Origin of the sequence: Flavobacterium adhaerens, from assembly GCF_040045115.1 — a bacterium.
Classification (GTDB): Bacteria; Bacteroidota; Bacteroidia; order Flavobacteriales; family Flavobacteriaceae; genus Flavobacterium; species Flavobacterium adhaerens.
This window is the reverse complement of the sequence record NZ_JBDLZX010000003.1, coordinates 219514-245565: the sequence shown is the minus strand read 5'-3', so window position 1 is coordinate 245565 and position 26052 is coordinate 219514. Positions and strand designations below refer to the sequence as shown.

Genomic DNA, 26052 nt, shown 5'->3' with positions numbered 1-26052 from the left:
ATTATTTTAAAATTTGATAAGCAATTAGAGCTGTAAAATATGCCAAAAGACTCATAAATGAGAGTTGTAGTAGTGGCCATTTCCAAGAGTTGGTTTCTTTTTTGGTAATGGCTAATGTACTAGCACATTGCATGGCGAAAGCATAAAATAAAAGCAAGGAAATTCCAGTAGCAAAATTAAAAACAGGTTTACCAGTTTCTGGGTAAATTTCTTCCTGCATTTTGTTTTTTATAGTACTTTCATTGTCACTATCACCAACACTATAAATGGTGGCCAATGTACCTACAAATACTTCACGAGCGGCAAAGGAACTAATAAGGGCGATTCCAATTTTCCAATCGTAGCCCAAAGGTGTAATAACAGGTTCGATGGCTCTTCCCATAATACCAATGTATGAATTTTCTAATTTCTGAGAGGCCACAGCATTTTCAAATTCGGTTTCATTTAAAGGGTTATTAATAGTTCTTTCTTTAACAATCGCTTCTGCCTCATTAAAATCTTTTCCTGGGCCATAAGAAGCTAAAAACCATAAAATAATGGATATTGCTAAGATGATCTTTCCTGCACCTACAATAAAAGCTTTCGTTTTTTCGACAACATTAATACCTACATTTTTCAAAAGAGGCATTTTATAGCTAGGCATTTCGACTACAAAATAGGTTTTGTTTTCTAGTTTTAATATTTTATTCAAAATATATGCCGATACAACTGCTGTTGCAAAGCCTAAAAGATATAAAAGCATCAAAGTTAGTCCTTGCAGGTTTAAAATACCGAAAACACGTTCGTTTGGAATGACTAAAGCGATGATAATTGCATAAACTGGAAGCCTAGCCGAACACGTAATAAAAGGTGTTACCAAAATGGTAATCAATCGTTCCTTCCAGTTTTCGATGTTTCGAGTAGCCATAATGGCAGGAATAGCACAGGCAGTCCCTGAGATTAATGGGACTACGCTTTTTCCAGATAACCCAAATCGACGCATAATTTTATCCATCAAAAAAACCACACGACTCATATAACCGCTTTCTTCTAATACGGAAATGAATAAAAACAAAAAGGCAATTTGTGGAATAAAAATAATAACTCCGCCAATTCCTGGAATGATTCCTTGCGATAGTAAATCAGTCAAAATTCCGTTTGGTAATGTTTCGGCAACCCAACTGCTCAATGAAGCAAAGGTATTGTCGATAAAGTCCATTGGGATGGTTGACCAATTAAAAATAGACTGAAAAATAAGGAATAGAATGGACAAGAAAATGAAATACCCCCAAAATTTATGGGTCAAAAATTGGTCTAATTTGGCTCTAAAATCTTTTGCTATCGAAACATCAATCTGCATTCCTTGTTTTAAGGTGTTATTGATGAATTGATAGCGTTTTATAGTTTCTTTTTGTTGTAAACGTTTTAAATCCGAATGTGATTTGGTAAACGTATTTCGAATTTCATTCCGATCTAAATTCGAAAAATTGACATCTTGAGTTATGACCAACCATAATTTATAAACCAATTGATTTGGAAACGCTTTTTGTAAATTATCAAAATAATCTTTATCTATTACAGAAGCATTCAAACAAGGTTCTTTCGAAATGGTTTTGTACGAAACAATTAGATGTTTTAGCTCTTCGATTCCAGTTCCTTTGCGCGTACTAACCAAAGCAATTTTGGTTTTTAATTGTTCCTCTAAATATGGAATATCAAGACTAATCCCTTTGTTATCCATACGATCAGCCATATTAACAACTAAAATTGTAGGAATTTCCAGGTCTTTTATTTGGGTATAAATCAGTAGATTTCGTTTCAGATTTTCGACATCTGTTATCACTACTGCAACATCAGGAAAAAGTTTGTCGTTTTTGTTTAATAAAAGTTCAATTACAACACTTTCGTCCATCGAACTAGCATTTAGACTGTAAGTTCCTGGTAGGTCTAGAATATTAGCTTTTACATTATTTGGTAATTTACAAAAACCTATTTTTTTTTCAACAGTAATTCCAGGGTAATTCCCTACTTGTTGATTTAATCCTGTAAGTTGATTGAAAATTGAAGTTTTTCCAACATTAGGGTTTCCGATAAGGGCAACATTGATATTTTGAAGACTCATTACAAATTGGTTTTGATTAGTTCAACTTCAATTTGACGAGCAGTTTCAATTCTAATAGCAACATGCGAACCATTAATATCTAAATATAAAGGATCTCCCAATGGAGCTATTTGAAGTAATTCGACTTCATTACCTGGCAAACAACCCATTTCTAATAATTTTAGAGGTATTGCGTCGATATCAAATTCCAGTATGATGGCTTTTTGTCCTTTCTTGAGAGAATGTAATGTAGTTGTTTGCAAAGCTTATTTAGATTCAATTTAGATTGCAAAAATACATTTTTATTTATAAACAAGGTAGTTAATTGTAAGTTAACTTAGTTTTTTTCGTCTAAACAAAGCCAGTTTATATCTTCAATTAATCGTTGAATCTCTTCTTTTTTGGTTCCGTCATAAAAACCGCGAACTCTCTTTTTTTGATCGACCAATACAAAATTCTCGGTATGTACCATATCAAAAAGCTCTTCGGGCTTGCCCATTTTTACAGCCAAATACGATTTTCTGGCCATGGTGTAAATGTCTTTTTTGTCGCCAGTTACCAAATTCCATTTAGCATCTATGACACCATATTTTTGAGCATAAGCTTTCAAAGCTGGAACACTATCGGTTTCCGGGAATACGGTTAGCGAAAGCAACTTTACTTTCGGATTGTTTTTTATGGCATTTTGCACATCGACAAGATTAGTGGTCATTTTAGGACAAATCGAACCACAGGTAGTAAAGAAAAAATCGGCCACATATACTTTGCCATCATAATCTTTTTGTGTAATGATTTTTCCGTTTTGATTGGTAAAAGAAAAATCAGCTATTGTATGGTATTTGCTAACATATTGTACAGTGCTGTCAACCAACTCAGGGTTTACATCAGATGGATTGTAAATAGGTAGCGTTTTTTTAGGTTTTAAGGCTGTATAGAAAAGCGAAACCACAATGATGGAAAATACCAGTAAGACTCCAAAAAAAATTCTGTATTTGTAGAAAAAGGATTTCATAGAAATAGTTTGGGCAAAAATACAAAAAGCGAAGTTGTTTTAAATTGGCAATATTTGTTTTTGTTTAAAATTAACACAGTTACGGTACTTTTACAAAATGCTAATGTAGAAATTGGTTTTCAGGATCAAAGATCGAGTTCGGTTATACCCCAAAAAAATAACCATCCCCAAAATTAGGAATGGTCACAAGGATTAGTGGGGGTTTGGAAATTAAATTATAATACGATTGAAAATAAATACTAGTTTTTTGTTTGCACAAAACATATTAAACGCACAAAACAGCGCTTTATTTCCTGATTTAGGAAATTATTTGTTTTTTTAACATCAAATAAATATTGGCAGATGGTAATTACGTTTAAACCATAAAATTTATTTTGATTTAATGCTGCTTTTTTTTCTTCGCATTGCAAAATTGATCAGATATAATCCAGTCAAGGTAATGCCCCCACCAACAATAATAGCAAAGCTTAAAGGCTCATCAAAGAGAAGTGCTCCAAGAAGCACAGCAATTATAGGATTGATATAAGCATAAAGACTACTTAGTTCCGTAGGGAGTTTTTGCAATGCATATATAAAAGCAATAAACGTTAGTATTGAGCCAAAAACCACTAAATATACAATAGGCCACCAAGCACTCGCAGGAATTTCAGAAAGTTTAATGCTCATTCCTGTTGCTCCTGTAAAAGCAAAAATGAATATACTGGAAATAAACATTTGAAGTCCTAAACTAAAATAAGGATTAAAACTAGCCGCTTTCTTTTTGGTATATAAAGTGCCAAAGGCCCAAGTAATTGTGGCTGTTACCGAAAGCACAATTCCAAATTGAAAATCGGGTTGTAAAAAGTCAGCTAGGTGTTCGTAAAAAATGACGCAAACTCCAGCAAAACAAATGAGAATTCCAAAAACTGTCAATCGGGTGATTCTCTCTCCTTTAAAAATACTGATAAATACGATCCACAAAGGAACCATTGCACCAATGATAGCTCCAAGTCCGCTGGTGATGTATTTTACACCCCAAGTACTGAGTCCGTTGCTTAATGCAAAGTTGAGCAGACTCAAAATAAAAATACTTTTCCATTGTTTCCCCTTTGGCCAAGGTTCTTTTATACTTAGAAAAAAAGCGATATAGAGTGAGCCCGCTATGAGTTGTCGAATACCAGCAAGTTGCAAGGCAGGCATATGTCTTACCCCTTCTTTTGAGGCTATCCATGTAGTGCCCCAAAAAAAACTTACCCAACACAAAGCCAAAATAGGCAATCCAATGGTGTTTACTTTAGATGTAATGGCATTTTGAATCTTAGGTTTCAACTTATAGTTTGTTTTTGATAAATGTATAACCCAACATAGTTTCGATTTTATCACTCAAAATGATTTTTCCTGTCGAAGGATTTTCATAATTAAATTGAGGAGGTACTAGATTTTGTTCCAAAGCTTTTGTTGTATAATAAGTTGCTCGAGTAGGATGGTAAGGGGTTACCGCATTAAAACGTTCATTCCAAATGTTCTTTTTCAAGATGCTCAAAATGATTCCGATGCAATCTTCCAAATCAATCAAATTAATTGGAGCATCAGGATTAGGGACATTTTCTTTAGCAGCCAAAAATCGGGCAGGATGTCTATCAGGTCCAATTAAACCACCAAAGCGCAAAATAGTTGTTTTGAAACCGTCGTTTTCCAACAATAATTCTTCGATTTCTAATAATTGTTTGCCACTTTCGGTAGTAGGTAACGGAATAGAATCTTCTGTAATCGTATCATTTGTATCTCCATAAACAGCAGTAGAACTAATGAAAAGAACATTTTCAATTTTCGACTTTTGAATGTGAGGAATTATATTTTCAATTTTTTTGACAAAAGAATTTTGTTGTGGATCTGTGTAATCTTTTTTTTTTCCTTTTAATCGAGGAGGAATTGCAATGATTAACGTATGGCTATTGGCAAGAAAATCATCAAAATTGGCAGTTGGTTTTTCAGTTTCGAGTGCAATGACATAATGCTTAACACCTAAATTTTCTAACGCTTCTTTTTTGGTAAGAGAAGTTGTAGAGCCTTTTACACTATAGTTTTGGTTCAGTAAAGCTTTTGCTAAAGGCAAACCTAACCAACCACATCCTAAAACACTTATTTGCTTCATTTCTCAATTAATAATTATGCAAAGAAACAAAATTAGGCATTGCTATTTACTCTATTTTGCAAAAGAATCTCAGTTTGATTTGGATTGAATAATTCAATTACTGAGATGACAGGAAGAAAAAAAATCCGTAAAGATTCATTTTCGAAATCAAGAGTATTCTCGAACTGAATCTTTACGGAATGAAATATTTTTAACTATAAATTTTCAAAAAAGTCATTTCCTTTGTCATCGGTTATAATAAACGCTGGGAAATCTTTAATCGTAATTTTACGAACGGCTTCCATACCTAATTCTTCAAAATCTACTACTTCTACAGAAAGAATGTTTTCTTTTGCCAGAATTGCAGCAGGTCCTCCGATAGAACCCAAATAGAATCCGCCGTATGTTTTACAAGCATTCATAACCGCTTTGGTTCTGTTACCTTTGGCAAGCATTATCATACTTCCTCCATTTTTTTGAAACTCTTCAACATACACGTCCATACGTCCTGCAGTTGTAGGTCCAAAACTTCCCGAAGGCATTCCGTCTGGTGTTTTTGCTGGTCCAGCATAATAGATAGGATGATTTTTAAAATACTCTGGCATTGGTTTTCCAGCATCTAGTAACTCTTTGATTTTGGCATGGGCAATATCACGCGCTACAATCAAAGTACCATTTAGTTTTAAACGGGTTTTGATTGGGTATTGTGACAATTTTTTCAGAATGTCAGCCATTGGTTGGTTCAAATCAACTTCGATTGCTTCCTCTAAGTGTGGAGGGGTTTCGGGTAGCATACGTTTGGGATTTACTTCCAGTTGTTCTACAAAAATTCCGTCTTTGGTAATTTTTCCTTTGATGTTTCTATCAGCAGAACAAGAAACGCCTAATCCGACTGGACAAGAAGCGGCATGACGTGGCAAACGGATTACACGAACATCATGAGTGAAATATTTACCGCCAAATTGCGCTCCAATAGCACTTTCTTGGCAAATTTGTTGTACTCTTTTTTCCCATTCCAAATCGCGAAATGCTTGACCTGCCATATTTCCTGATGTTGGTAAATTGTCAAAATATCCAGCAGATGCTTTCTTTACGGTTGCTAAATTCGCTTCAGCCGAAGTTCCTCCAATTACCAATGCTAAGTGATAAGGAGGACAAGCAGATGTTCCTAAATCCATTATTTTGGCACGAATAAAAGCATCTAATGATTTTTCATTCAACAACGATTTTGTTTGTTGGTATAAATACGTTTTGTTGGCAGAACCTCCTCCTTTTGCTAAAAATAAAAATTCGTAAGTAGATCCTTTTTTAGCATAAATATCAATTTGAGCCGGAAGATTAGAACCTGAGTTTTTCTCTTCAAACATGCTAATTGGGACAATTTGAGAATAACGTAAGTTGCGTTCTTGGTAGGTATTAAAGATTCCTTTTGATAACCACTCTGCATCATCGACTCCTGTATAAACATTCTCTCCTTTTTTGGCCATTACAATTGCTGTTCCGGTATCTTGGCACGAAGGCAATTCTCCATCTATGGCAACTACGGCATTTTGCAATAAATTATAAGCCACAAAACGATCGTTATCTGTAGCTTCGGGATCGTCAAGAATCGCTTTTAGTTTTTCTAAATGCGAAGTACGTAACATAAAGGAAACGTCTTTCAACGCTTCTTGAGCCAATAATTCTAAACCTTTTGGGTCAACAGTTAAGATTTCTCTTTCGCCCAGTTTTTCTACTTTTACGTAATCTGAAGTAATTTTTCGGTATTGTGTATCGTCTTTTAAAATTGGATAGGCATCCTGATATATGAAGTCCATAGTTTGTTTTTTTTTGAGAGCCAAATATAAGAATTGTTCAAGGAATGTAAGCTGTTTTATATCACGTTACGCTGTTAATTTATTAAAAAAAAGTCAAGATGTTTATCTTTTAAAGCACTATAAACACTGATTTTTTGTCTAAAAAAGCTTCTGATTTTGTCTAAAATAGAATTAATTTAAACTAGCGTATTTGACCCAAATAGACCCGATTGGTATAAAATCATTAGCAATATATTTTATAACCTTTACCCAAAAAAATATAACAATTTTATGAGTAAGACTAAACTAGTGATTAATAAAAATGGATCGATAAAGATTGAAGGCGATTTTGAAATAATGGATTCGGAAGGAAAAATTTACAATTTGCAAGGAAGAACAGCTTTGGGACTTTGCCGTTGTGGATTATCGGCAAATAAACCTTTTTGCGATGGATCTCATCGTAATCAATTTGAGCATGAGCCAGTTGCGTTTGAATTGCCACCAATGAAAAAAATGTAATCCTTATATTTCATTACAAAAACACAAAAGCTGCATTTTTACGAATGTGGCTTTTGTGTTTTAAAATGAAAATAACTCTTAAGTATTTTCGATTCGAATGTGCCTTTCATTTGAGTATCTTTGCAAAAATTTAAAAGAGGGTGTTATGGCCAAAGGACCAGAAAAGAACACGAAAAATAAAGCTTTGCATACCAAATTACTCAATCGTAAAAAAGCAAAACTTCAAGAGGAGAAAAACGAAAGAGCCTTGCGTTTGAAAGCTTTAGTGGCTAAAATGAATCAGCAAAAAAACAATAACGAATCTAGTATTTAAAAGCAACAGTTATGGAATTCGGAAAAATCATAATCTCAGAAAGTGCCGCCAGTAGTGATAATCCTCAAGATGTTATCAACTCCAATATTTCGGTAATAAACCTGATGCGTGAGGAAAAAATAGATGATGATTTGATTCACGAAGACGCATTGATGAGTTATTATTTGGATTATTATGCTTCACAATATCGTACTGGGAATTTTGCTCAGTTTGTCTATAATTCGGGATGGAATAAAGAATTAAATGAACTAATTGAAGAAGGTCTAGAATTGATTGGAGCTCAAAAGCATTTAGAATTATTTCAGGCACAATCCAAAAGAGTGCGATTACTTAGCAGTGTTAAGATTGATAAATTTTTAAAAGGAAAACTAGAAGGTGTTAATTCAACAAGAGATTTATTGAATAATGATGCTTTTTTTGAGTTGGAAGAAAATCTCATTCAGCTTAATGCTGATTTCCTAAAAACTCATCCCGATACCGAGGTGCTTTCGGTAGATGAAATGTTTGAAGCTCTAGAGGAATTTGTAGGGCATGAAATAAAAAGGGATAATGAATAAAATAAAAAAGAGGCTAAACAGCCTCTTTTTATATTTAATAGTTTGTCAAGTAATTTTACAATTTGAAAGTAACTCCAAATTTTGCACCGCTTACAGTGCTACCTCCACTTAATTCTAAATTCAAACCAAAATTATCATTGAAGAATACGCGACCACCTACTTGAAGTCCAACATTAAAAGAATCGTAGTCTCGATGGTAGTCTTTGTTGTCATAGTTCCAAATATAACCTGTAACATTAGCACCTGCATAAAAATCAAATTTACTTGGAATATCCAATATTCTATTGAAATGATAATTCCCATTTGCTCCAATACCTACAGCTGAGTTATGGTTGTAATTGTGATCCCCCAAATAATAATCGTCATTATTTGTTGTTAAATAAGAAACTTGTGCTCCAATTGTAACGTCTCTTACAAGTCCATAATCGATACCAAAATAAAAAGGAGCAAAACCCCATTCTGTAAATCCGATTCCTCCATTAAGTTGTACACCACCTTCTTCTAGTGGAGCTTGAGCAAATAAGCCATTTGATATGAAACCAAATGCAATCATTAGAATAAATTTTTTCATAATATTTTTTTTTAATACAACGTAAAAATAAAATTTTATTATGTCCATTTTACTATTTTCTAGTAAAAAAGTGACTACAAATTCTTTTTTAATCCCAAAAGAAACAACTATAAAAATCTTTTATTCTTTTGAAAAGAAAATAAATCAGTTGGTTACAAGGCAGTTTTTTTGTTGTACTTTGATGGATGTTTTTTATAAAATCTATTTTGATCGTTTTTTGGAGGCTTTCAAAGTCGTTTTTAAACAAATAAAACCTAATGTTCCTGAAAGAAATGAAGCGAGTAAAATAGCAATTTTAGAATACGTTATTACTTCTTCACCATCATTTTTGAAGGCCAATAACGTGATAAAAATTGACATTGTAAATCCAATTCCGCCCAACATTCCAACTCCGAAAATGTTTTTCCATTTTAAATCTTTCGGAAGTTTGCAAATCCCAATTGCAACAGCAAACAATGAAAATAAAAATATTCCGACTGGTTTACCTACTACAAGCCCAAGGATAATACCAATTGAGTTTTCATGACTTAAGCCTTCATGCCAGTCGCCTGTAATGGCAATGCAAGTATTGGCAATAGCAAATAAAGGAAGGATAACAAAGGCTACTGGTTTATGTAAAAAATGTTGTAATCTATACGAAGAGGTTTTTTTGCTTCCATCTCCAAACGGAATTACAAATGCCAGTAAAACACCTGTAATGGTTGCGTGCACACCCGAATTTAGCATAAAATACCACATTATTGCACCACCAATTAAGTAAGGTATTAAATTATGAACTTGACGTCTGTTTAATATAAACAACAGTCCCATGACCACAAAAGCCATTATTAAATTGAAAAACGAAATGGTTTGGGTATAAAATAGCGCAATAACCAGTATGGCACCTAAATCATCAATTACGGCGAGAGCTGTAAGGAAAACTTTTAACGAGGCAGGAACACGGTTTCCTAAAAGTGATAAAACACCAACTGCAAATGCAATATCAGTAGCCATCGGGATTCCTGCTCCGTTTTGTGTAATAGTTCCATAATTTAATGCTAGGAAAATCCCTGCTGGAACCAACATTCCACCTAAGGCTCCAAAAACAGGAAGTATTGCATTTTTTACATCGGCCAATTCTCCATCGTAGAGTTCACGTTCTAATTCAAGCCCTATCAATAAAAAGAAAATTGTCATCAAACCATCATTAATCCAATGACTTAAAGGATGATGGCCAATTGGAGTATTCCAAAAACTTATGTATTCTGTTTGAATAGAAGAGTTCGATAATAGTAACGATACGATGGTCACGATTAATAAGACTATTCCACTCGCTTTTTCATTTTGAAAGAATTCTGAAAAGGTTTTTGTTAACTTCATTAGCTGGGAGATAAATTTTTGATTGAAAACGCTAATTTAAGCATTTGTAAATTAAGTTGGGTTGAAAATTGAAGTCGAATATTTTAATTAATTTTGATGTTTTAAAATAGATATCCTAAATTATGGACATAAAAATTCTTCATATCGATAGTAATCATCCTTTGCTTTGGGAACAATTAGAGCAGGCTGGTTTTGTAAATCATGCCGATTTTACTTCATCCAAATCAGAAATCGAAAGCAAAATTCAAGATTATCAAGGTATTGTTATTCGAAGCCGTTTTAAAATTGATAAAACGTTTTTGGATAAAGCAACCCATTTACAATTTATCGCTAGAGTTGGCGCTGGATTAGAAAGTATAGATTGTGATTATGCAGCATCCAAAAATATAGCTCTTATTGCTGCTCCAGAAGGAAATCGAAATGCAGTTGCTGAACACAGTTTAGGAATGATTTTATCTCTTTTTAATAAATTAAATATTGCCGATAGCGAAATCCGTTCTGGAGAATGGAATCGTGAAAAAAATCGAGGTCACGAACTCGATGGAAAAACCGTTGGGATTATCGGTTATGGAAATATGGGAAAATCATTTGGCAAAAAACTTCGTGGTTTTGATGTTGAAGTTCTATGCTATGATATTCTAGAAAATGTTGGCGATGCCAATGCTAGACAGGTTACACTTGAGGAATTTCAACAAAAAGTAGATGTTTTGAGTCTGCATATCCCATGGACTCCAGAAACTGATAAAATGGTAAATCTGGATTTTATTAACGCTTTCGCTAATAACATCTGGATTATCAATACTTCGCGAGGAAAAAATATTGTGACTGCTGATTTGGTTATGGCTATGGAATCAGGTAAAGTACTCGGAGCTGGTTTGGATGTTCTTGAATACGAAAAACTTTCGTTTGAAAATCTTTTTAAAGACAAAAATACACCAGAGGCTTTTCAATATTTGTTAAACGATCGAAAAGTGATTTTGACACCCCATATTGCAGGTTGGACTTTTGAAAGCCACGAGCGATTAGCACAAGTAATTGTTGATAAAATTAAGGCTTTATATGATTTTAAATAGTGGTGTAAGATTTTAACTGTTTAAAAAATAGGGAATAATTATATTTTTTATAATTTAGGATCCTATTTTAACAATTAAACTGACAATCTACTATGGAAAATTCAAAACAAGAGCATTGGAATGTGCCTCAACCACTTCCTCAAGAGAACAAGAAAATTTTAGCAGGTGTTTTGGCTTTAATTTTTGGATATTTAGGAGTGCATAAATTTATTTTAGGATATACCAAAGAGGGATTGATACAATTAGCCATTACAATCTTTAGTTGTGGAATTGGAAGCATAATCCCATTTATAGAAGGCATTATTTATCTGACCAAGTCTGATGAAGAATTTTATCAGATTTATCAAGTCGGTCATAAAGGATGGTTTTAAAAAATGAATCCCGAGTTTTCGGGATTTTTTTTTGTATTTATAATTTCTTCCATAAAACAATTAAGTCATTTATTGTATAAGGCTTTTCTATTAAAATCATATATTAGCAAAATCATGGAGTTTCCGAAAATCCAAAAAAGAGTAGGACCTAACCTAAAAACCAAATTATTATAATGGATTCACAAAAAGTTGACATGTACATGATGATGAACGCTAAGTATTTTGAAGGACATCATCTGCCACAAATCAGAGAGAAATTATTAAGTTTAGATGATAATCAATGGACTCGATTGCAATTAACTCAATTTAAAGACCCAACTACAGCATTATTAATCTCTATTTTTGCTGGTGCCTATGGGATAGATCGTTTCTATATCGGGGATACTGGAATGGGAGTTGGAAAATTGCTTACTTGTGGAGGTTTTATGATTTGGGCTATTGTCGATTGGTTTTTGATACAAGGTGCAACAAGAGAAAAAAATGCAATTGCTTTTAATAATGCATTCCTATAAAAAATGACAAAAAACAAGCTTTATTTACTCATTTTAACAGCTTGTTTTTTGGGTTATAGCTGGTTACTTTTTTTTAAATCTGTGGTACATCATTCAGATTTGGATATGACAGTATGCGTTTTTAAAAGAGTAACTGGTTATCCTTGCCCTTCGTGTGGTTCAACAAGAGCCGTTTCGCATTTATTTAATGGAGAAATTTCAAAGTCATTGTGGCTAAATCCTTTTGGAATATTAGTTGCAGCCATTATGATTGTTTCGCCAATTTGGATTGTTTGGGATTGGATTACAAATAGACAATCCTTTTATAATTTTTATCTTAAAGTAGAGTACTACATCAAAAAGAAACAAATTGCCATACCCTTGATTGTTTTAGTCATTATCAATTGGGTTTGGAATATATACAAACACTTATGAATGCAATAGAAAGATTTAATTATAAACCTTATGACAGTGAGTTAGAAAGAGCTTCTAATAGCTATCTTATGTCACTCGTTGTTGTGCTTTGTGGTTTACCCTTACCCATAATGAATTTGCTGGCATCTATTTTCTTTTACTTTGGAAATAGAAATAGTACTCTTTTTGTAAAATGGCATTGCACCCAAGCACTTTTGGCGCAATTGGGTATGTTTTTTTGTAATACCATTGGATTTTGGTGGACAATCTCGATTTTATTTAATGAAGGAGAAATGACTAATTATTATATTGGCTATATCATCACTGTAATTAGTTTTAATTTAATCGAGTTCTTCTTCACATTGTATATGGCTACACAAACCAGAAAAGGTATTCATATCGAAATGTTTTTTTTCTCAGATATTACTAATTTAATCTGTAAGACTAATTATGAAAGCACTATTTAGAGGGTTACTATTAGTTTTTTGTTTTTTAGGAACATGGTTATTATTGTCTCAAATCGATTTTGTTAGTTTCTTTAAAATTGATCGCGCAAAGAGTGTAGCCGAAAAAAGTGTTGGTGATTTGATTTGGAATGAATTGAAAAAAAAGGAAGATGTAATTGTCAACGATAGTATTACCAAAACACTGGATAAGTTATTGAAACCATTATGCGAAGAGAATGATATTGAGCGTGACAGTTTAAAAGTTCATGTTATTAAGAAAAATGAAATTAATGCTTTTGCCTTACCAGATGGGCATTTGGTAGTCTATTCTGGACTTATCGAGGCTTCGAAAAACGAACAAGCTTTGTTAGGGGTTCTAGGACATGAGATTGCTCATATAGAAAAAAGACATGTGATGAAAAAACTATCCAAAGAAATTGGTTTTTCGGTGATTATGTCTTTAACTACAGGAAACGGAAATGCGACTGTAATTAAAGAGATTATGCAAACGCTATCATCATCGGCTTACGACCGTTCGCTCGAAAGAGAGGCTGATATTAGCAGTGTAGAATATATGTTGAAAGCCAAAATAGATCCAGCACCTTTTGCAGATTTTTTATATGAAATGTCTTTTGATGGTGGTGAGTTGTCCAATGCATTGTCTTGGGTGAGCACTCATCCAGAATCTGAGGAAAGAGCCAAGTACATTTTAGAATACATTAAAGGGCAGAAAGTAGAGAAAAAAACTTTTTTAAACCAGACAGAATGGAAGGCTTTTAAGGAAGCTGTAAAAGAGTATGAAGAGTAATCTGGAGTTTATGATGAATATAAAAAAGTAAGGGACTGTCCAAAAAGACATAATCTTGTCAAGCTGAACTTGTTTCAGCTTCTTTAGACGCTTGATTATCATTTGTTTTTTAGATTCCGAAATAATTCGGAATGACAAAATAGGACTTTTAGGACAGCCTCTTTTTTTATGCTTGAAAAAATAGTTTATTGATTTTAATCTTCTTTTTCAGAAAGTTTACGTTCCAATTCAGCTTGAAATTCTTCCATCACGGGTCTTACAGTACTTTCGGGAAGATCAGCGATTCTAATGTACATTAATCCATCGACCGCATTATTGAATAAAGGATCGACATTAAATGCAACAACACGAGCATTCTGTTTGATGTATTTTTTAAAGAAAACGGGCAAACGTAAAGAACCAGGTTCTAGTTCGTCTATCAGTTTGTCAAATTTATTCAAATCAGCTTCGGCTTCATCAAAAATAAAATCCTTGTCGGCATCTTTAAGTTTTACTCGGAAAGCCTTTTTAGGGTGAATGTATTGCGCAATATACGGATCGTAGAAATTAGATTTCATAAACTCAATCATCAATGATTTAGAGAAATCAGAAAATTGATTGCTAATACTCACTCCGCCGATGAGGTATTTGTGTTCTGGATGATGAAGTGTTGTATGTATAATACCTTTCCAAAGCAAGAAAAGAGGCATTGGTTTTTGTTGGTATTCTTTAACGATAAAAGCGCGTCCCATTTCGATAGAATGATGTAGCATATCGTGTAATTCAGGTTCAAAACGGAACAAATCAGTAAGATAAAAACCTTCGATTCCATATTTAGGATAAATTTCTGAACCAAGTCCCATTCTATATGCTCCAGCTATTTTTTGAGCATCATTGTCCCACAAGAACATATGATTGTAATATTTGTCGTAAGCGTCAATATCTATAGATTCATTAGTTCCTTCGCCAACTTCTCTAAAAGTAATTTCTCTTAAACGCCCAATTTCGTGCAATACATTTGGAATTTCTTTGGCTTTGGTGAAAAAGACTTCGTAATTCTTGCTTTGTAGAAAACGGTCGTTGTTTTTTCTTAAAGTTTCAATTTCTTTAATGATTTTTTCCTGACTGGCAGCGGTAACAATTTGTTTTGGACTTTTAGCAGGTTTCAAATTGTTAGCATTCAAGAAAGGAGTCTCTTTCTCAAAAGGGTTTGCTAGCAGATAGGTTTTCTTTCTTAAAAATTCTGTATATTCCTCAATCGATTCGTATTCGTTCTGTTCGGCAACCGAAATCGGTTTTCCGATACGTACTTTTATCACACGATTTTTTTGAGTCAGTAATTCTGACGGAAGTTTTGCCGTTCTAAGAGTCGGGCTTATTTTGGATAGCAAATAAAATAAGCGACTGTTTTTGGCATGAAAATAAATTGGGACAACAGGAACTTGAGCTTTACGAATCACCTTGATTGCACCTTCTTCCCAAGCTTTATCTACCACAAATTTTCCGTCTTTGTAAGTAGAGACTTCTCCGGCAGGAAACATTCCTAATGGCCTACCGTCTCTAAGGTGATGAAGTGTTTCTTTAATCCCAACTACGCTAGATTTTACATCTTTATGGTTTTCGAAAGGGTTTACTGGCATGATGTACGGCTTCATCGGGTCAATACGATGGAGTAAAAAATTGGCGATGATTTTGAAATTAGGTTCTTTTTCGAGCATTAATTTCAATAATAATATTCCGTCAATTCCTCCTAGTGGATGATTTGAAATGGTGATATAGGCGCCGTCTTTTGGTAAACGTTTAAAATCTTCTTCAGGAATTTCGAATTTAATTTGGAATTCATCCAATATAGCATTCAAGAAAGGTAATTCTTTCAAATGCTTGTTTCGATCATATATTTTGTTTAAAGTCGAAATTTTCAAAGTTTGCATCAATAACCAACCCGAAAAAGTACCTAAAATCCCGTACTTATCAGTCTTTATTGCTTTTGCTACTTCTTTTGCAGTAACTAAACCCATCTATAATATATCTTTTTTGAGCAAGAGACAAAGATAGCAAAATAGTACATTTTTTTATTCTTTTTTTTTGAATCAATCTTTTTACTTTTTACTATTTTTGGTTTCCACAAAAAATTAATCTTCCAAAATTTTCGTAAAAAATTGGTTTTGAAGAAGCTGATTGCTATTTACTGTTTTTGGAAAAAAACTGAAACAAATGAAGATAATTTCCTACAATGTAAACGGTATTCGTGCCGCCATTACCAAAGGATTTCTACAATGGCTGCAGCAAGCCAATCCTGATGTTATCTGTTTGCAAGAAATTAAAGCAACAGAAGATCAAATTCCAGTTTCCGATATAAAAGCTGCTGGTTATCCGTATCAATATTATTATCCTGCTACCAAAAAAGGCTACAGTGGTGTTGCAATTCTTTCTAAAATAGAACCCAAAAATGTCGTTTTCGGAACAGGTATTGAACATATGGATTTTGAAGGTCGCAATCTTCGTGTCGATTTTGATAATTGTTCTGTAATGAGTTTGTATTTGCCTTCAGGAACTAATATTGATCGGTTGAGTCATAAATTTATGTATATGGATGATTTTCAGAAGTACATAGATGAGTTAAAAAAAGAAGTGCCTAATCTTATTATTTGTGGTGATTATAACATTTGCCACGAAGCTATTGATATTCATGACCCTATTCGCAACAAGAACGTTTCTGGTTTTCTACCCGAAGAAAGAGCATGGTTAGACAAATTCATGAAATCTGGTTTTGTGGATAGTTTCCGCCATTTTAACAAAGAACCTCACCAATATTCGTGGTGGAGTTACCGTGCTGGAGCAAGAGGGAACAATAAAGGGTGGCGCATCGATTACAATTTGGTTAGTGATTCTTTAAAAGATAAACTCAAACGAGCCGTTATACTTCCAGATGCAATGCATTCCGATCACTGTCCGATTTTGGTTGAGGTAGAGTAAATAAAAGTTACTATTTCGAAACAATTAGAACAGGATAAGACAATTTCAATCTTGTAGAGCGAATCTCAAATTCATACAAATATTTAAATCAAATTAAAAATGATTAAAAAAATTTCAATCGGACTTTTAATAGCCGCATTAAGTACTTCTTGTGTTTCCAAGAAAATATACAATGATCTCGAAGCACAATATGCTAAGTTGAAAAAAGAAAATCAAAACATTTCGGATGAAAATGCTGCCTTATTGGCTTCAAAGAAGCAACTAGAATCTGAAAAAGATGCATTGCAAAAGAAATTAGATGGCGTTAATTCTAATCTTGCCAAAGTGCAAGCCGATTATGAAGCAGCCAAGAATAAGATGAAAGTAATGCAAGATTCTTATGCTGCTTTGGAAAAAAACAGTAACGAAGCATTGGAAGCTAACATGAAAAAAAATCGTGATTTATTGGCAGAATTAGATGCTAAAGCCAAGGCATTGGCAGCTGAACAAGAAAAATTGAATGCAAGTGCTCAACGTTTGAAAGAATTGGAGGATCTTATCGCTGCCAAAGAAGCTAGTATGAAAAAGTTAAAAGAAACGCTTTCGAATGCTTTAAATGGATTTGAAGGTAAAGGTTTGACAGTAGAACAAAAAAATGGGAAAGTATATGTTTCTATGGAAAACAAATTGCTTTTCAATTCTGGTAGCTACGCTGTCGGAAGTGAAGGTAAAAAGGCCGTTGTTGAAGTAGGTAAAGTATTAGGTGATAATCCTGACATCACAGTTTTGATAGAAGGCCATACCGATAATGATCCATATGCAGGATCTGGACCAATAGCAGATAACTGGGATCTTTCGACCAAACGTGCTACGGCAATTGTAACTATTTTAGGAGAGAATAGTAAAATAAATAAACAAAATCTCACTGCGGCAGGTAGAAGTGAATATGCACCAGTAGCAAGTAATACTACTTCCGAAGGAAAGTCTAAAAACAGAAGAATCGAAATTATTTTGACGCCAAAATTGGATGAAATCTCGAAAATGTTGAATGATTTTTGATGTTAAGTTGCTAGGTTTGAGTAACTAAGTTGCTAATTTTTAAAAAGGTTCTTGCGTAGGTATGAACCTTTTTTGTTGAATTTTCCCCAAATTGAATTGGCTCAAGCTTTAGCTAATATTTTTTGAGTTGAATTTTCTCCAAATTGAATTGGCTCAAGCTTTAGTTAATATTTTTTGAGTTGAATTTTCCCCAAATTGAATTGGCTCAAGCTTTAGCTGGAGAAAAGGAATTAATATGTAGGAATGGCTTTAGCCAAAAATGGTTAACTTTATTTAAGTTCCGAAAGGATTAATTTCTTTTGTTTAAATGTGTTCAAAATTGCTTTTTCTCTTATTGCTGAATTACTACTATGAATTAATTCAAAATATTCAATTGGTACAACTTGCCATGACAAACCATATTTGTCTTTGCACCAACCACAAACTCCTTCTTCGCCACCGTTAGTAGTAAGGGAGTCCCAATAGTAATCCACTTCCTCTTGGTCTTTGCAATTGATCACAAGCGATATGGCTTCGTTGAATTTAAACATTGGTCCAGCAGCAAGAATAGAAAATTCAATTCCTGCTAGTTCCAGTACAGCAGTTTCAAAACTACCTGAATTGCCAGTGCCGTCTTCTGAAGGCATGTTTTCAAATAATCGATAATCTTTAAGTTTACCATCTTTAAATATGGAAAGATAATATTCAGCAACTGCTTTAGCATCTTTTTCAACCCAAAGACAAGGAGTGATTTTTTGATTGTTCATACTATTGGATTTTTGATGGTTAATAAAGTTAAATATTCGCAACTTACTGAACTGTATGTGTTTAGTTGCTTTTAATAGTTCTTTCAAAATTAAGAAATTCAATAACTTAATGGTTCAAAAACAACGGCAAACATTGAAAGGAGGGTTAAATTTTAGTTATATAGAATCAAAACCAAATAAGTAATTTTATCTTTGTTTTCAGAAAAAATTGGGCTCTTAGCCGCTCAGTAACTCAATAACTTTTAAGAAAATGAAATACACTACTTTACCCAATACCAATATCAAAGTCAGTAAAATATGCCTTGGAACTATGACTTTTGGGCAGCAAAACACCGAAGCCGAGGGACATGCTCAAATGGATTATGCGCTCGAAAGGGGAGTTAATTTTTTTGATACTGCCGAGATGTATTCTATTCCGAGCAGACAAGAAACTTACGGAAGCACAGAAAAAATCATTGGTTCTTGGTTAAAAAAAACGGGAAAGAGAGACAAAATAGTTTTGGCCTCTAAAATAGCAGGGCCAAATCCTAATTTTGGATATATGCGAGATAAGTTGGATTTTTCACCAGCCAGTATCCGTTATGCTTTAGATAAGAGCTTAGAACGTTTGCAAACCGATTATTTGGATTTGTATCAACTGCATTGGCCGGAACGCAAAACGAATTGTTTCGGGCAACGAGGGCTCAAAGTACAGGAGGATGCTTGGGAAGATAATTTTCATGAAGTATTGGAAACTTTAGACGGACTAATCAAAGCAGGAAAGATTAAACATGTTGGAGTTTCGAATGAAAATCCTTGGGGGGTTATGCGTCTTTTAGAAGAAAGTAAATACAACAACTTGCCTAGAATCAAAACGATTCAAAATCCATATTCGTTGCTCAATCGCTTGTTTGAAAATGCTTCAGCTGAGGTTTCTATTCGCGAAAATGTGGGACTATTGGCTTATTCTCCATTGGCGTTTGGCGTTTTGTCTGGGAAATATTTATCTGGAGAAAAGTACCCTAATTCAAGATTAAGTTTGTTTCCTCAATATTCACGATACAGCAGTGCTAAATCTACTGAAGCAACCAAACAATATTTGGGAATTGCTCAAAAACACGGGTTGACGCTGACAGAAATGGCTCAGGCTTTTGTGTTGCAGCAACCTTTTGTAACCAGTTCTATCATCGGAGCAACAACATTAGAACAACTTCAAGAGAATATTAATACAATTGATGTGGTTTTGACCGAAGAAATTTTAAAAGAAATTAATAACATTCATACTGTGATTCCAGATCCAGCTCCGTAAATAATTTACTCCTAAAAAAATCTGTAAGAGTGTAAATGAAATTTTATTCATTTACACTTCCAACGGATAGAAGTAGAATTTCATAAGAACCATGAAGAGTGGGGGTGTTCTATTTATAATTCAAAATCATTATAGTCGATTTCTTCAATAGAATCTGTTACAATGGTGTCTTTTGCCTTGATGTTCAATAATGAATGGGCACGTCCTGTAAGGGTTATTGGCGCAGATAGTCCGATAGTATCTTCTGGGACTAATAAACCACGACGGAACATTAAATTTCGGATAAAGTCTTGTTGCTTGGTTGCATAGGCTTTTTGAAGACCTTCTTGGTCAAATTGCCACATGAATTTTTTTGGTTTGGGGATAATAGAACCCAAAAATAAACATTCGCGAACATTCAAATCGGCGGGTTTTTTCTGGAAATAAAATTCGGCTGCTTCACCTATTCCATATATGTTTGGCCCCCATTCTATGATGTTGAAATAAACCTCCAGCATTCTTTGTTTAGAAGTTATTCGGTTGTTTTCGAGGATGTAAACCAAAAGAATTTCTTCGAGTTTTCTGGATAGCGTTTTTTCTCGGGTTAGAAAAACATTTTTAACCAATTGCATGCTGATAGTGCTGGCGCCGCGAGAGAATTTTTTGGTTCGAATATTTTTAAGGATTGATTGTTTGAAGGCTTCGTTGATAAAACCTCGGTGCGACATAAAAGAGGGATCTTCGGAGGTTAACACACATTTTTGTAAATAGGGTGAAATTTGATCCAAAGGTGTGTAATACGGATTACTGGCTCCAACAAAAACAGGACGTTGCAGGACACCGTTATCAATGGCTCTATAGGTAAATTCACCATTCATTTTTGCTAAATTAGCATTGCCGTATTTGGTTATTCTAAGATTGTGTTTGTTGATAGTACTATTAAAAACAATGGTTTTAGGCTTGTTTTTATTGTACATAAAATCCAATTTGTAATCAAAATTCCCAGTGGCTTCCATGCCTTGAAAATGGGTGAACAAACCATCAGGAAGCGAAGTGATAAAATCCTGAGCTTTCATCTTTGGGATGTTAACTTTCATTTTGTAAACAGTATCCTCTTCGGTATTATATGATAAATAAGGATGTATTTTAATTTTGTTGAATTGAAAAGTTGAACTACTGTCAATAGAGATGAAATCAGAACCTAATAGGAATCGGTAATCAAAACGAGCATTTTTAATAGTGACATTTTTTTTAGCAATTCTTTTATGGTTAATATTCAAATTAGCTATAGAGCTGTACCCGTCCAAGTGTAATTCGCCACCGCTCATTTCGACTTTTTGAAGATTAAATCGAATAGAGTCAAAACTCATTTTTAAATTGTAGCGTTCATCAAAATAAGGCATTTTAATAGCGCCAGTATCGATATTAAAAAAACGCAAATCACCTTTTTTGTTTCTCGGATCAGCAATACCATTTATTCTCCATCTCTGTGAAAATGTGTTGGTTTTAACTTCGATTGCTGTTTTTAATTTGGTTTCGTATAATGTTAATTTTTTGATGTTTACTGTGGTTTTTTTGCCATCATCATTAATTTTAAAAACTAAATTTTCGAGTGTCATATCCGTTGGAACCAAATTGAGGAGTTTGGATATAATTCGGTAGGCAAATTCAGCGTAGTCTTTTTTAGAATCAGGTTTTTTTGGCTCGTTTTTGTCTTTTTTTAAGAAGGCAGCAAAGTTTTTGATCTTGCCTTTTTTGGTCAATTGAACATAACCATTTTTTATTTCAAGCGTACCCAGTTGTACATCGCCAATCAATAATTTCCATAAATTAATGCTAGTTCTAATTTTTTGAATTTTTAGAATGGTATCCAATTTATGAGGAGCCAGAGTAATCTCTTGCATTTCTATTCCTGACAAACCATCAAAAGAAGCTTTTTTTACAATAAAATCGCTATTGTAATCAAGTTTCATTGTGGTTGTGGTTTTGTCAATGGCTTGATCCAAAAGTTCATCTCTAAAAACTAGAAAACCAATTATAATTACTGCTATAAAAATTCCAAAAATTTTGGAAGCTAGAAGCCATTTTTGTTTATTAGTTCTCATATTATGAAAGAAAGTAATATTGTAATTAATTAAAGGAATTAGCCAAACAACTGACTGGCAATATCTTCTATTTTGGCTACCAACTGAATTTTTATACCCGGATTTTTTAGTGCTATTTTATTGTATTTAGATACAAAAATAGTCGAAAAGCCTAGTTTTTCAGCTTCCTGAATGCGTTGATCTACACGATTTACTGGTCTAATTTCTCCTGAAAGTCCCACTTCTCCAGCAAAACAAACCCCTTTTTCGACAGGAATATCTTCGTTGGATGATAAAATAGCGGCAACAACTGCTAAGTCTATTGCAGGATCATCTACCGAAATTCCTCCTGTTACATTTAGGAAAACGTCTTTGGCTCCCAATCGAAAACCTGCTCTTTTTTCTAAAACAGCCAAAATCATATTGAGCCTTTTGGCATTGTAACCCGTAGTGCTTCGTTGTGGCATTCCATAAACTGCAGTGCTTACCAGAGATTGTATTTCAATCATCAATGGGCGCATTCCTTCAAGTGTTGTTGCAATAGCAGTTCCTGACAACTCTTCGTCTTTGTGCGAAATCAATATCTCCGATGGATTGGAAACTTCGCGTAATCCGCTTCCAAGCATTTCATAAATCCCAATTTCGGCAGTAGAGCCAAAACGGTTTTTTAGCGAACGCAAAATACGGTAAACATGGTTTCGGTCACCTTCAAACTGCAAAACGGTATCGACCATGTGTTCTAATATTTTGGGCCCCGCTATCGTACCATCTTTGGTAATATGTCCAATTAAGATTACTGGTATATTGGTTTCTTTGGCAAATTTGATCAACTCGGCTGTTGTTTCTCTAATTTGAGAGATACTTCCAGCGGTAGATTCGATATAGTCGGTATGTAAAGTTTGTATTGAATCTATAATGAGAATTTCGGGCTGAATAGATTCGATTTGTTTGAATATGTTTTGCGTTTTGGTTTCGGTAAGAATGTAGCAGTTATCGGAATTAGGGGTAATTCGTTCGGCACGCATCTTGATTTGCTTCTGACTTTCCTCGCCCGAAACGTAAAGGGTTTTGTATGGTAATTTAAGAGAAATTTGCAATAAAAGTGTACTCTTTCCTATTCCAGGCTCACCTCCTAAAAGGATCAAAGAACCAGGAACAATTCCGCCACCCAGAACTCTGTTTAGTTCATTATCGGTGGTGTCAAGTCTAATTTCTTCGCTGCTATCAATTTCGGTGATTCGTAATGGTTTAGGTGCTTTTCCTGTTGGTAAAGCATCACTTTTCCAGGCAACTTTTTCTTGCTTTTGAATAATTTCTTCGGCGATTGTGTTCCACTCTTTACACGAATTGCATTGCCCTTGCCATTTAGCAAATTGAGCTCCGCAATTCTGACAAAAGAAAGTTGTTTTTACCTTAGCAGCCATTATTATTCTTTTGGATCTTCAGAAACTGGGCTGTCCGATGTTGGTTCTTCATTTGCTGGGGCAACTGTTTCGGTATTTGTTGAGACATCTTGACCTGGTTTTCCTTTGATTTTAGGTTTTTTGGCATAGGTCTTTTTCAATTCTTCTGCTTTTGCATACATCATGTCTTTGGTCAAGTCGGCAATTTCTTCCTTGTTAAATCCTGACATATAATAACGAACGGCTCTCGGATTATCTCCTTTGTTCTCAAACATGATGGCCAATTCATAATCGCCTAACATACTTTTAGGGTAGCTTTTATCGGCAAGAATGGCAAGAGCGTCTAATTCGTTATAATCTTTATTGGCTAAGATTGCGGCTTCAATTGCCTTAAAATCACTGATTCGAATTGGTGTTTTGATTCCAAATGAATTTTCGATGATATCGTATTTTCTTTTTAAATATTCAACATATCCTTCCTTTAGAGGTGCAATTTTTGTATTGTATTCATGAACAGATATCGGTTGTATGGCAGAAAATATCTGATACAGAGCTGATGGTATTGATTTTAATACAAGTGAATAATGTGAGGTTTCACTGAAATTTTCAAATTTATAATTAAAGTCAAGATTTTTGATGGTACTTAAGTCAGAATCCAATTTTTTAATTCTTTGTTGCATCTTACTTTCGTCTCCTTCGGCTGTCGATAGGTAATAAAAAATTGGAAGTTTTGAAGATGCTATTATTTCAGGAAGTTTATCTTCCATGTTAAGTGGTAATTCTGGACTTAATGAGATATAGGCATTAAATAACGATCTGTCTTGGTATAAAAAGAAATTTGAAAAAGCAGCAGTGGTATCGTGACCGGCAATGATTTTAAAGTTGGTGGTACGGTATTCTTTTTGAACCATTGGCACAAGTTCTAATGATATAAAGTCAAAAAAATCGATGCTTTTACCGTCGGGCATACCTGTAACCGGATCTACACCACAATCAATCAAACGTTGGTCGTTTTTACTTTGACTAATCCCTACAATTATGACTTCTGGCAATTCATCCCAGTAAGAGCCGTATTGTAAGTTGCTAACAAAAGGATTTAAAAGGTAATCTCCGTCCAGTAAAACTATTAAGGGATATTGTTTGTCTTTGTTTTTTTCGTAAGATTGAGGTAATGAGATGTATATCTCTCGTTTTTCTTTTAGTTTTTCAGAATCAAAAGCAATTTTTTTTATTTGAGCGAAATTACTAATAGAAAAAAATACAAATAATATTGTTAATAAGTGTTTCATGTGGTTAAGTTGTTGGTTGTTTATATAGCGTATGAAGGAAGCAATATAAACAATTATTTGTAGTTTGGGAGATAGGGAATAACAATTTTTAGGTCAAAGAATTGTCGCTTTCATTAGGGAAGACTATCCAAGGCTTGAAAGATTTTGCTTCTTCAAATTCTAAAGTAGCATAAGAGATGATAATGATAATGTCATCTTTTTGTACTTTTCTTGCTGCTGGACCATTCAAGGTAACTATTCCTGAATTTCTTTCTCCTACAATTGCATAAGTGTCAAAACGTTCTCCGTTATTGATGTTGACAATTGATACTTTTTCTCCTTCAATTATATTTGATGCTTCTAATAATGCCTCGTCTATTGTGATACTTCCGATGTAATTTAAGTCGGCTCCAGTGACTTTTACTCGGTGAATTTTTGATTTTACAACTTGAATGTGCATGGTATTTATTTTAATGAAATAGTGTCTATTAAGCGGACATTGTCGATAAAAACGGCAATAAATGCTCGATAAGTTTTGTTTTTATTTTTTTTAATGCAGGTAGATAGTGTTGCCCCGTCTGCAATTTCAAAGTATTCTAAAGTGAAATTTTTATTTTTTTCAAACTGATTTTGAACCCATTGAGTTGTTTGTTGTGCGCTATGCTTTTTAAATTTTTCTTGAGCGCCTATTAATATTTTATAAATCAAACTTGATTCTTCTCGAGCCTGCAAAGATAAGCGTTCATTTCGAGAACTCATAGCTAAGTTGTTGATTTCTCTTAAAATAGGGCACATTACGATGGTTACGGGCAATTGATTTTTGGTAACCATTTTTTTTACTATTTGGACTTGTTGGAAATCCTTTTCTCCAAAATAAGCTCGTGTAGGTTGTACTATTTCGAAAAGAAGTTTTACAATCGTGCCCACTCCATCAAAATGACCAGGCCTAAATTTGCCTTCCATTTTATTTTCTAATCCATCAAAATCAAATTTTTCGGATAAGGTTTTTCCTTCATACATCTCATCGACAGTTGGAGCAAAAATAATGATGTCCGAATTTATTTCGGCAATTTTGAGGACGTCTTGGTCAAGTGTACGAGGATATTTTTCTAAATCTTCTGGATTGTTAAATTGTGTTGGATTTACAAAAATACTTACAACAGTAATGTCGTTTTCTGCAGTAGATTGGGTCATTAACGACTGATGACCCTTGTGCAAAGCACCCATAGTTGGGACAAAACCTATTGTTGATTTTGTTGTCTTTATTGAACTTAGATAGTCCGTTAAAGCCTTTTTTCCATAGAAAATTTGCATGCCCATTTTGTTTAAATAAAGTGCAAACTTAATATTTTAGTCAATAACTGCATA

Annotated in this window: 27 protein-coding genes; 12 read left to right on the top strand and 15 right to left on the bottom strand. The window is 33.8% G+C overall.

Going from position 1 to position 26052, the window contains the following annotated elements:
* Position 1: 1 nt before the first annotated feature.
* The 6 genes from feoB to ABEB18_RS05600 form a co-directional block, all read right to left on the bottom strand.
* Positions 2-2101 carry a ferrous iron transport protein B gene (gene feoB / locus ABEB18_RS05625; protein ID WP_348798179.1) on the bottom strand — a complete coding sequence of 700 codons (2100 nt, stop codon included), beginning with the start codon at positions 2099-2101 and terminating at the stop codon, positions 2-4.
* On the bottom strand, positions 2101-2343 hold the full coding sequence (locus ABEB18_RS05620) for a FeoA family protein (protein ID WP_348798178.1): 243 nt from the start codon (positions 2341-2343) through the stop codon (positions 2101-2103). Before ABEB18_RS05620 ends, feoB begins: the two co-directional genes overlap by 1 nt.
* Positions 2344-2417: 74 nt before the next feature.
* Positions 2418-3092, bottom strand: coding sequence for an SCO family protein (locus tag ABEB18_RS05615; protein ID WP_348798177.1), 675 nt, complete (start codon positions 3090-3092; stop codon positions 2418-2420).
* A 369-nt stretch (positions 3093-3461) separates the two neighbouring features.
* Positions 3462-4400, bottom strand: coding sequence for a DMT family transporter (locus ABEB18_RS05610; protein ID WP_348798176.1), 939 nt, complete (start codon positions 4398-4400; stop codon positions 3462-3464).
* Between the two features lies 1 nt (position 4401).
* Positions 4402-5226 (bottom strand): NAD-dependent epimerase/dehydratase family protein, encoded by an 825-nt coding sequence (locus ABEB18_RS05605; protein ID WP_348798175.1) that lies wholly within the window; start codon positions 5224-5226, stop codon positions 4402-4404.
* Positions 5227-5420: 194 nt separating this feature from the next.
* Positions 5421-7022: a fumarate hydratase gene (locus tag ABEB18_RS05600; RefSeq protein ID WP_348798174.1), complete on the bottom strand. Its 1602-nt coding sequence runs from the start codon at positions 7020-7022 to the stop codon at positions 5421-5423.
* Positions 7023-7292: 270 nt separating this feature from the next.
* Here ABEB18_RS05600 and ABEB18_RS05595 point away from each other — a divergent pair, with 270 nt between their 5' ends.
* The 3 genes from ABEB18_RS05595 (at position 7293) to ABEB18_RS05585 (ending at position 8390) form a co-directional block, all read left to right on the top strand.
* Positions 7293-7520, top strand: a complete 228-nt coding sequence (locus ABEB18_RS05595; RefSeq protein WP_348798173.1) for a CDGSH iron-sulfur domain-containing protein — start codon at positions 7293-7295, stop codon at positions 7518-7520.
* Between the two features lie 145 nt (positions 7521-7665).
* Entirely contained in the window at positions 7666-7833 is a 168-nt protein-coding gene (locus ABEB18_RS05590; RefSeq protein ID WP_348798172.1) for a hypothetical protein, read from the top strand.
* An 11-nt stretch (positions 7834-7844) separates the two neighbouring features.
* Positions 7845-8390, top strand: coding sequence for a DMP19 family protein (locus tag ABEB18_RS05585; RefSeq protein ID WP_348798170.1), 546 nt, complete (start codon positions 7845-7847; stop codon positions 8388-8390).
* 55 nt (positions 8391-8445) lie between these two features.
* On the opposite strand, the gene ABEB18_RS05580 is transcribed toward ABEB18_RS05585, so the two are convergent.
* The gene (locus ABEB18_RS05580; RefSeq protein WP_348798169.1) at positions 8446-8961 is read right to left on the bottom strand and encodes a hypothetical protein; all 516 of its coding nucleotides are present in this window, start codon (positions 8959-8961) and stop codon (positions 8446-8448) included.
* A gap of 201 nt (positions 8962-9162) precedes the next feature.
* Positions 9163-10320, bottom strand: a complete 1158-nt coding sequence (gene nhaA / locus ABEB18_RS05575; protein WP_348798167.1) for a Na+/H+ antiporter NhaA — start codon at positions 10318-10320, stop codon at positions 9163-9165.
* 122 nt (positions 10321-10442) lie between these two features.
* Between nhaA and ABEB18_RS05570 the strand changes: the two genes are divergently transcribed.
* The 6 genes from ABEB18_RS05570 (at position 10443) to ABEB18_RS05545 (ending at position 13923) form a co-directional block, all read left to right on the top strand.
* The gene (locus ABEB18_RS05570; RefSeq protein ID WP_348798165.1) at positions 10443-11393 is read left to right on the top strand and encodes a 2-hydroxyacid dehydrogenase; all 951 of its coding nucleotides are present in this window, start codon (positions 10443-10445) and stop codon (positions 11391-11393) included.
* Positions 11394-11485: 92 nt separating this feature from the next.
* Positions 11486-11764, top strand: a complete 279-nt coding sequence (locus tag ABEB18_RS05565) for a TM2 domain-containing protein (RefSeq protein WP_348798163.1) — start codon at positions 11486-11488, stop codon at positions 11762-11764.
* Positions 11765-11937: 173 nt separating this feature from the next.
* Positions 11938-12276, top strand: coding sequence for a TM2 domain-containing protein (locus ABEB18_RS05560; protein ID WP_348798161.1), 339 nt, complete (start codon positions 11938-11940; stop codon positions 12274-12276).
* 3 nt (positions 12277-12279) lie between these two features.
* Positions 12280-12690 carry a DUF2752 domain-containing protein gene (locus ABEB18_RS05555; protein ID WP_348798159.1) on the top strand — a complete coding sequence of 137 codons (411 nt, stop codon included), beginning with the start codon at positions 12280-12282 and terminating at the stop codon, positions 12688-12690.
* Complete coding sequence (locus ABEB18_RS05550; RefSeq protein ID WP_348798157.1) at positions 12687-13136, top strand: hypothetical protein; 450 nt, start codon at positions 12687-12689, stop codon at positions 13134-13136. Before ABEB18_RS05555 ends, ABEB18_RS05550 begins: the two co-directional genes overlap by 4 nt.
* Complete coding sequence (locus tag ABEB18_RS05545) at positions 13120-13923, top strand: M48 family metallopeptidase (protein ID WP_348798155.1); 804 nt, start codon at positions 13120-13122, stop codon at positions 13921-13923. Before ABEB18_RS05550 ends, ABEB18_RS05545 begins: the two co-directional genes overlap by 17 nt.
* A gap of 194 nt (positions 13924-14117) precedes the next feature.
* On the opposite strand, the gene ABEB18_RS05540 is transcribed toward ABEB18_RS05545, so the two are convergent.
* Entirely contained in the window at positions 14118-15920 is a 1803-nt protein-coding gene (locus ABEB18_RS05540; protein ID WP_348798153.1) for a GNAT family N-acyltransferase, read from the bottom strand.
* A 196-nt stretch (positions 15921-16116) separates the two neighbouring features.
* Between ABEB18_RS05540 and ABEB18_RS05535 the strand changes: the two genes are divergently transcribed.
* Positions 16117-16878 carry an exodeoxyribonuclease III gene (locus ABEB18_RS05535; RefSeq protein WP_348798151.1) on the top strand — a complete coding sequence of 254 codons (762 nt, stop codon included), beginning with the start codon at positions 16117-16119 and terminating at the stop codon, positions 16876-16878.
* Between the two features lie 99 nt (positions 16879-16977).
* Positions 16978-17916 carry an OmpA/MotB family protein gene (locus ABEB18_RS05530; protein ID WP_348798149.1) on the top strand — a complete coding sequence of 313 codons (939 nt, stop codon included), beginning with the start codon at positions 16978-16980 and terminating at the stop codon, positions 17914-17916.
* Between the two features lie 269 nt (positions 17917-18185).
* On the opposite strand, the gene ABEB18_RS05525 is transcribed toward ABEB18_RS05530, so the two are convergent.
* Positions 18186-18662, bottom strand: a complete 477-nt coding sequence (locus ABEB18_RS05525) for a VOC family protein (protein ID WP_348798148.1) — start codon at positions 18660-18662, stop codon at positions 18186-18188.
* Positions 18663-18912: 250 nt separating this feature from the next.
* Here ABEB18_RS05525 and ABEB18_RS05520 point away from each other — a divergent pair, with 250 nt between their 5' ends.
* Positions 18913-19950 (top strand): NADP(H)-dependent aldo-keto reductase, encoded by a 1038-nt coding sequence (locus ABEB18_RS05520; protein WP_348798146.1) that lies wholly within the window; start codon positions 18913-18915, stop codon positions 19948-19950.
* A gap of 113 nt (positions 19951-20063) precedes the next feature.
* Here the strand turns inward: ABEB18_RS05520 and ABEB18_RS05515 are convergent, their stop codons facing one another.
* The 5 genes from ABEB18_RS05515 to panC form a co-directional block, all read right to left on the bottom strand.
* Positions 20064-22034 carry a transglycosylase domain-containing protein gene (locus ABEB18_RS05515; RefSeq protein ID WP_348798144.1) on the bottom strand — a complete coding sequence of 657 codons (1971 nt, stop codon included), beginning with the start codon at positions 22032-22034 and terminating at the stop codon, positions 20064-20066.
* A gap of 38 nt (positions 22035-22072) precedes the next feature.
* The gene (radA, locus tag ABEB18_RS05510) at positions 22073-23437 is read right to left on the bottom strand and encodes a DNA repair protein RadA (RefSeq protein WP_348798143.1); all 1365 of its coding nucleotides are present in this window, start codon (positions 23435-23437) and stop codon (positions 22073-22075) included.
* A gap of 2 nt (positions 23438-23439) precedes the next feature.
* The gene (locus tag ABEB18_RS05505; protein ID WP_348798142.1) at positions 23440-24705 is read right to left on the bottom strand and encodes an alpha/beta hydrolase; all 1266 of its coding nucleotides are present in this window, start codon (positions 24703-24705) and stop codon (positions 23440-23442) included.
* Positions 24706-24793: 88 nt separating this feature from the next.
* Positions 24794-25144: an aspartate 1-decarboxylase gene (panD, locus tag ABEB18_RS05500; RefSeq protein ID WP_348798141.1), complete on the bottom strand. Its 351-nt coding sequence runs from the start codon at positions 25142-25144 to the stop codon at positions 24794-24796.
* A 5-nt stretch (positions 25145-25149) separates the two neighbouring features.
* Positions 25150-25998, bottom strand: coding sequence for a pantoate--beta-alanine ligase (gene panC, locus ABEB18_RS05495; RefSeq protein ID WP_348798140.1), 849 nt, complete (start codon positions 25996-25998; stop codon positions 25150-25152).
* Between the last annotated feature and the right edge of the window lie 54 nt (positions 25999-26052).

Excerpts from the sequence above, each read along its gene's own strand:
- ABEB18_RS05555 (WP_348798159.1), top strand. The coding sequence starts at position 12,280 with ATGACAAAAAACAAGCTTTATTTACTCATTTTAACAGCTTGTTTTTTG.
- ABEB18_RS05570 (WP_348798165.1), top strand. The coding sequence starts at position 10,443 with ATGGACATAAAAATTCTTCATATCGATAGTAATCATCCTTTGCTTTGG.
- ABEB18_RS05560 (WP_348798161.1), top strand. The coding sequence starts at position 11,938 with ATGGATTCACAAAAAGTTGACATGTACATGATGATGAACGCTAAGTAT.
- ABEB18_RS05615 (WP_348798177.1), bottom strand. The coding sequence starts at position 3,092 with ATGAAATCCTTTTTCTACAAATACAGAATTTTTTTTGGAGTCTTACTG.
- ABEB18_RS05550 (WP_348798157.1), top strand. The coding sequence starts at position 12,687 with ATGAATGCAATAGAAAGATTTAATTATAAACCTTATGACAGTGAGTTA.
- ABEB18_RS05600 (WP_348798174.1), bottom strand. The coding sequence starts at position 7,022 with ATGGACTTCATATATCAGGATGCCTATCCAATTTTAAAAGACGATACA.
- ABEB18_RS05605 (WP_348798175.1), bottom strand. The coding sequence starts at position 5,226 with ATGAAGCAAATAAGTGTTTTAGGATGTGGTTGGTTAGGTTTGCCTTTA.
- ABEB18_RS05580 (WP_348798169.1), bottom strand. The coding sequence starts at position 8,961 with ATGAAAAAATTTATTCTAATGATTGCATTTGGTTTCATATCAAATGGC.
- ABEB18_RS05505 (WP_348798142.1), bottom strand. The coding sequence starts at position 24,705 with ATGAAACACTTATTAACAATATTATTTGTATTTTTTTCTATTAGTAAT.
- panC (WP_348798140.1), bottom strand. The coding sequence starts at position 25,998 with ATGCAAATTTTCTATGGAAAAAAGGCTTTAACGGACTATCTAAGTTCA.
- ABEB18_RS05540 (WP_348798153.1), bottom strand. The coding sequence starts at position 15,920 with ATGGGTTTAGTTACTGCAAAAGAAGTAGCAAAAGCAATAAAGACTGAT.
- ABEB18_RS05515 (WP_348798144.1), bottom strand. The coding sequence starts at position 22,034 with ATGAGAACTAATAAACAAAAATGGCTTCTAGCTTCCAAAATTTTTGGA.
- panD (WP_348798141.1), bottom strand. The coding sequence starts at position 25,144 with ATGCACATTCAAGTTGTAAAATCAAAAATTCACCGAGTAAAAGTCACT.
- ABEB18_RS05595 (WP_348798173.1), top strand. The coding sequence starts at position 7,293 with ATGAGTAAGACTAAACTAGTGATTAATAAAAATGGATCGATAAAGATT.
- ABEB18_RS05545 (WP_348798155.1), top strand. The coding sequence starts at position 13,120 with ATGAAAGCACTATTTAGAGGGTTACTATTAGTTTTTTGTTTTTTAGGA.
- ABEB18_RS05530 (WP_348798149.1), top strand. The coding sequence starts at position 16,978 with ATGATTAAAAAAATTTCAATCGGACTTTTAATAGCCGCATTAAGTACT.
- ABEB18_RS05535 (WP_348798151.1), top strand. The coding sequence starts at position 16,117 with ATGAAGATAATTTCCTACAATGTAAACGGTATTCGTGCCGCCATTACC.
- radA (WP_348798143.1), bottom strand. The coding sequence starts at position 23,437 with ATGGCTGCTAAGGTAAAAACAACTTTCTTTTGTCAGAATTGCGGAGCT.
- ABEB18_RS05525 (WP_348798148.1), bottom strand. The coding sequence starts at position 18,662 with ATGAACAATCAAAAAATCACTCCTTGTCTTTGGGTTGAAAAAGATGCT.
- feoB (WP_348798179.1), bottom strand. The coding sequence starts at position 2,101 with ATGAGTCTTCAAAATATCAATGTTGCCCTTATCGGAAACCCTAATGTT.
- ABEB18_RS05520 (WP_348798146.1), top strand. The coding sequence starts at position 18,913 with ATGAAATACACTACTTTACCCAATACCAATATCAAAGTCAGTAAAATA.
- ABEB18_RS05590 (WP_348798172.1), top strand. The coding sequence starts at position 7,666 with ATGGCCAAAGGACCAGAAAAGAACACGAAAAATAAAGCTTTGCATACC.
- ABEB18_RS05565 (WP_348798163.1), top strand. The coding sequence starts at position 11,486 with ATGGAAAATTCAAAACAAGAGCATTGGAATGTGCCTCAACCACTTCCT.
- nhaA (WP_348798167.1), bottom strand. The coding sequence starts at position 10,320 with ATGAAGTTAACAAAAACCTTTTCAGAATTCTTTCAAAATGAAAAAGCG.
- ABEB18_RS05585 (WP_348798170.1), top strand. The coding sequence starts at position 7,845 with ATGGAATTCGGAAAAATCATAATCTCAGAAAGTGCCGCCAGTAGTGAT.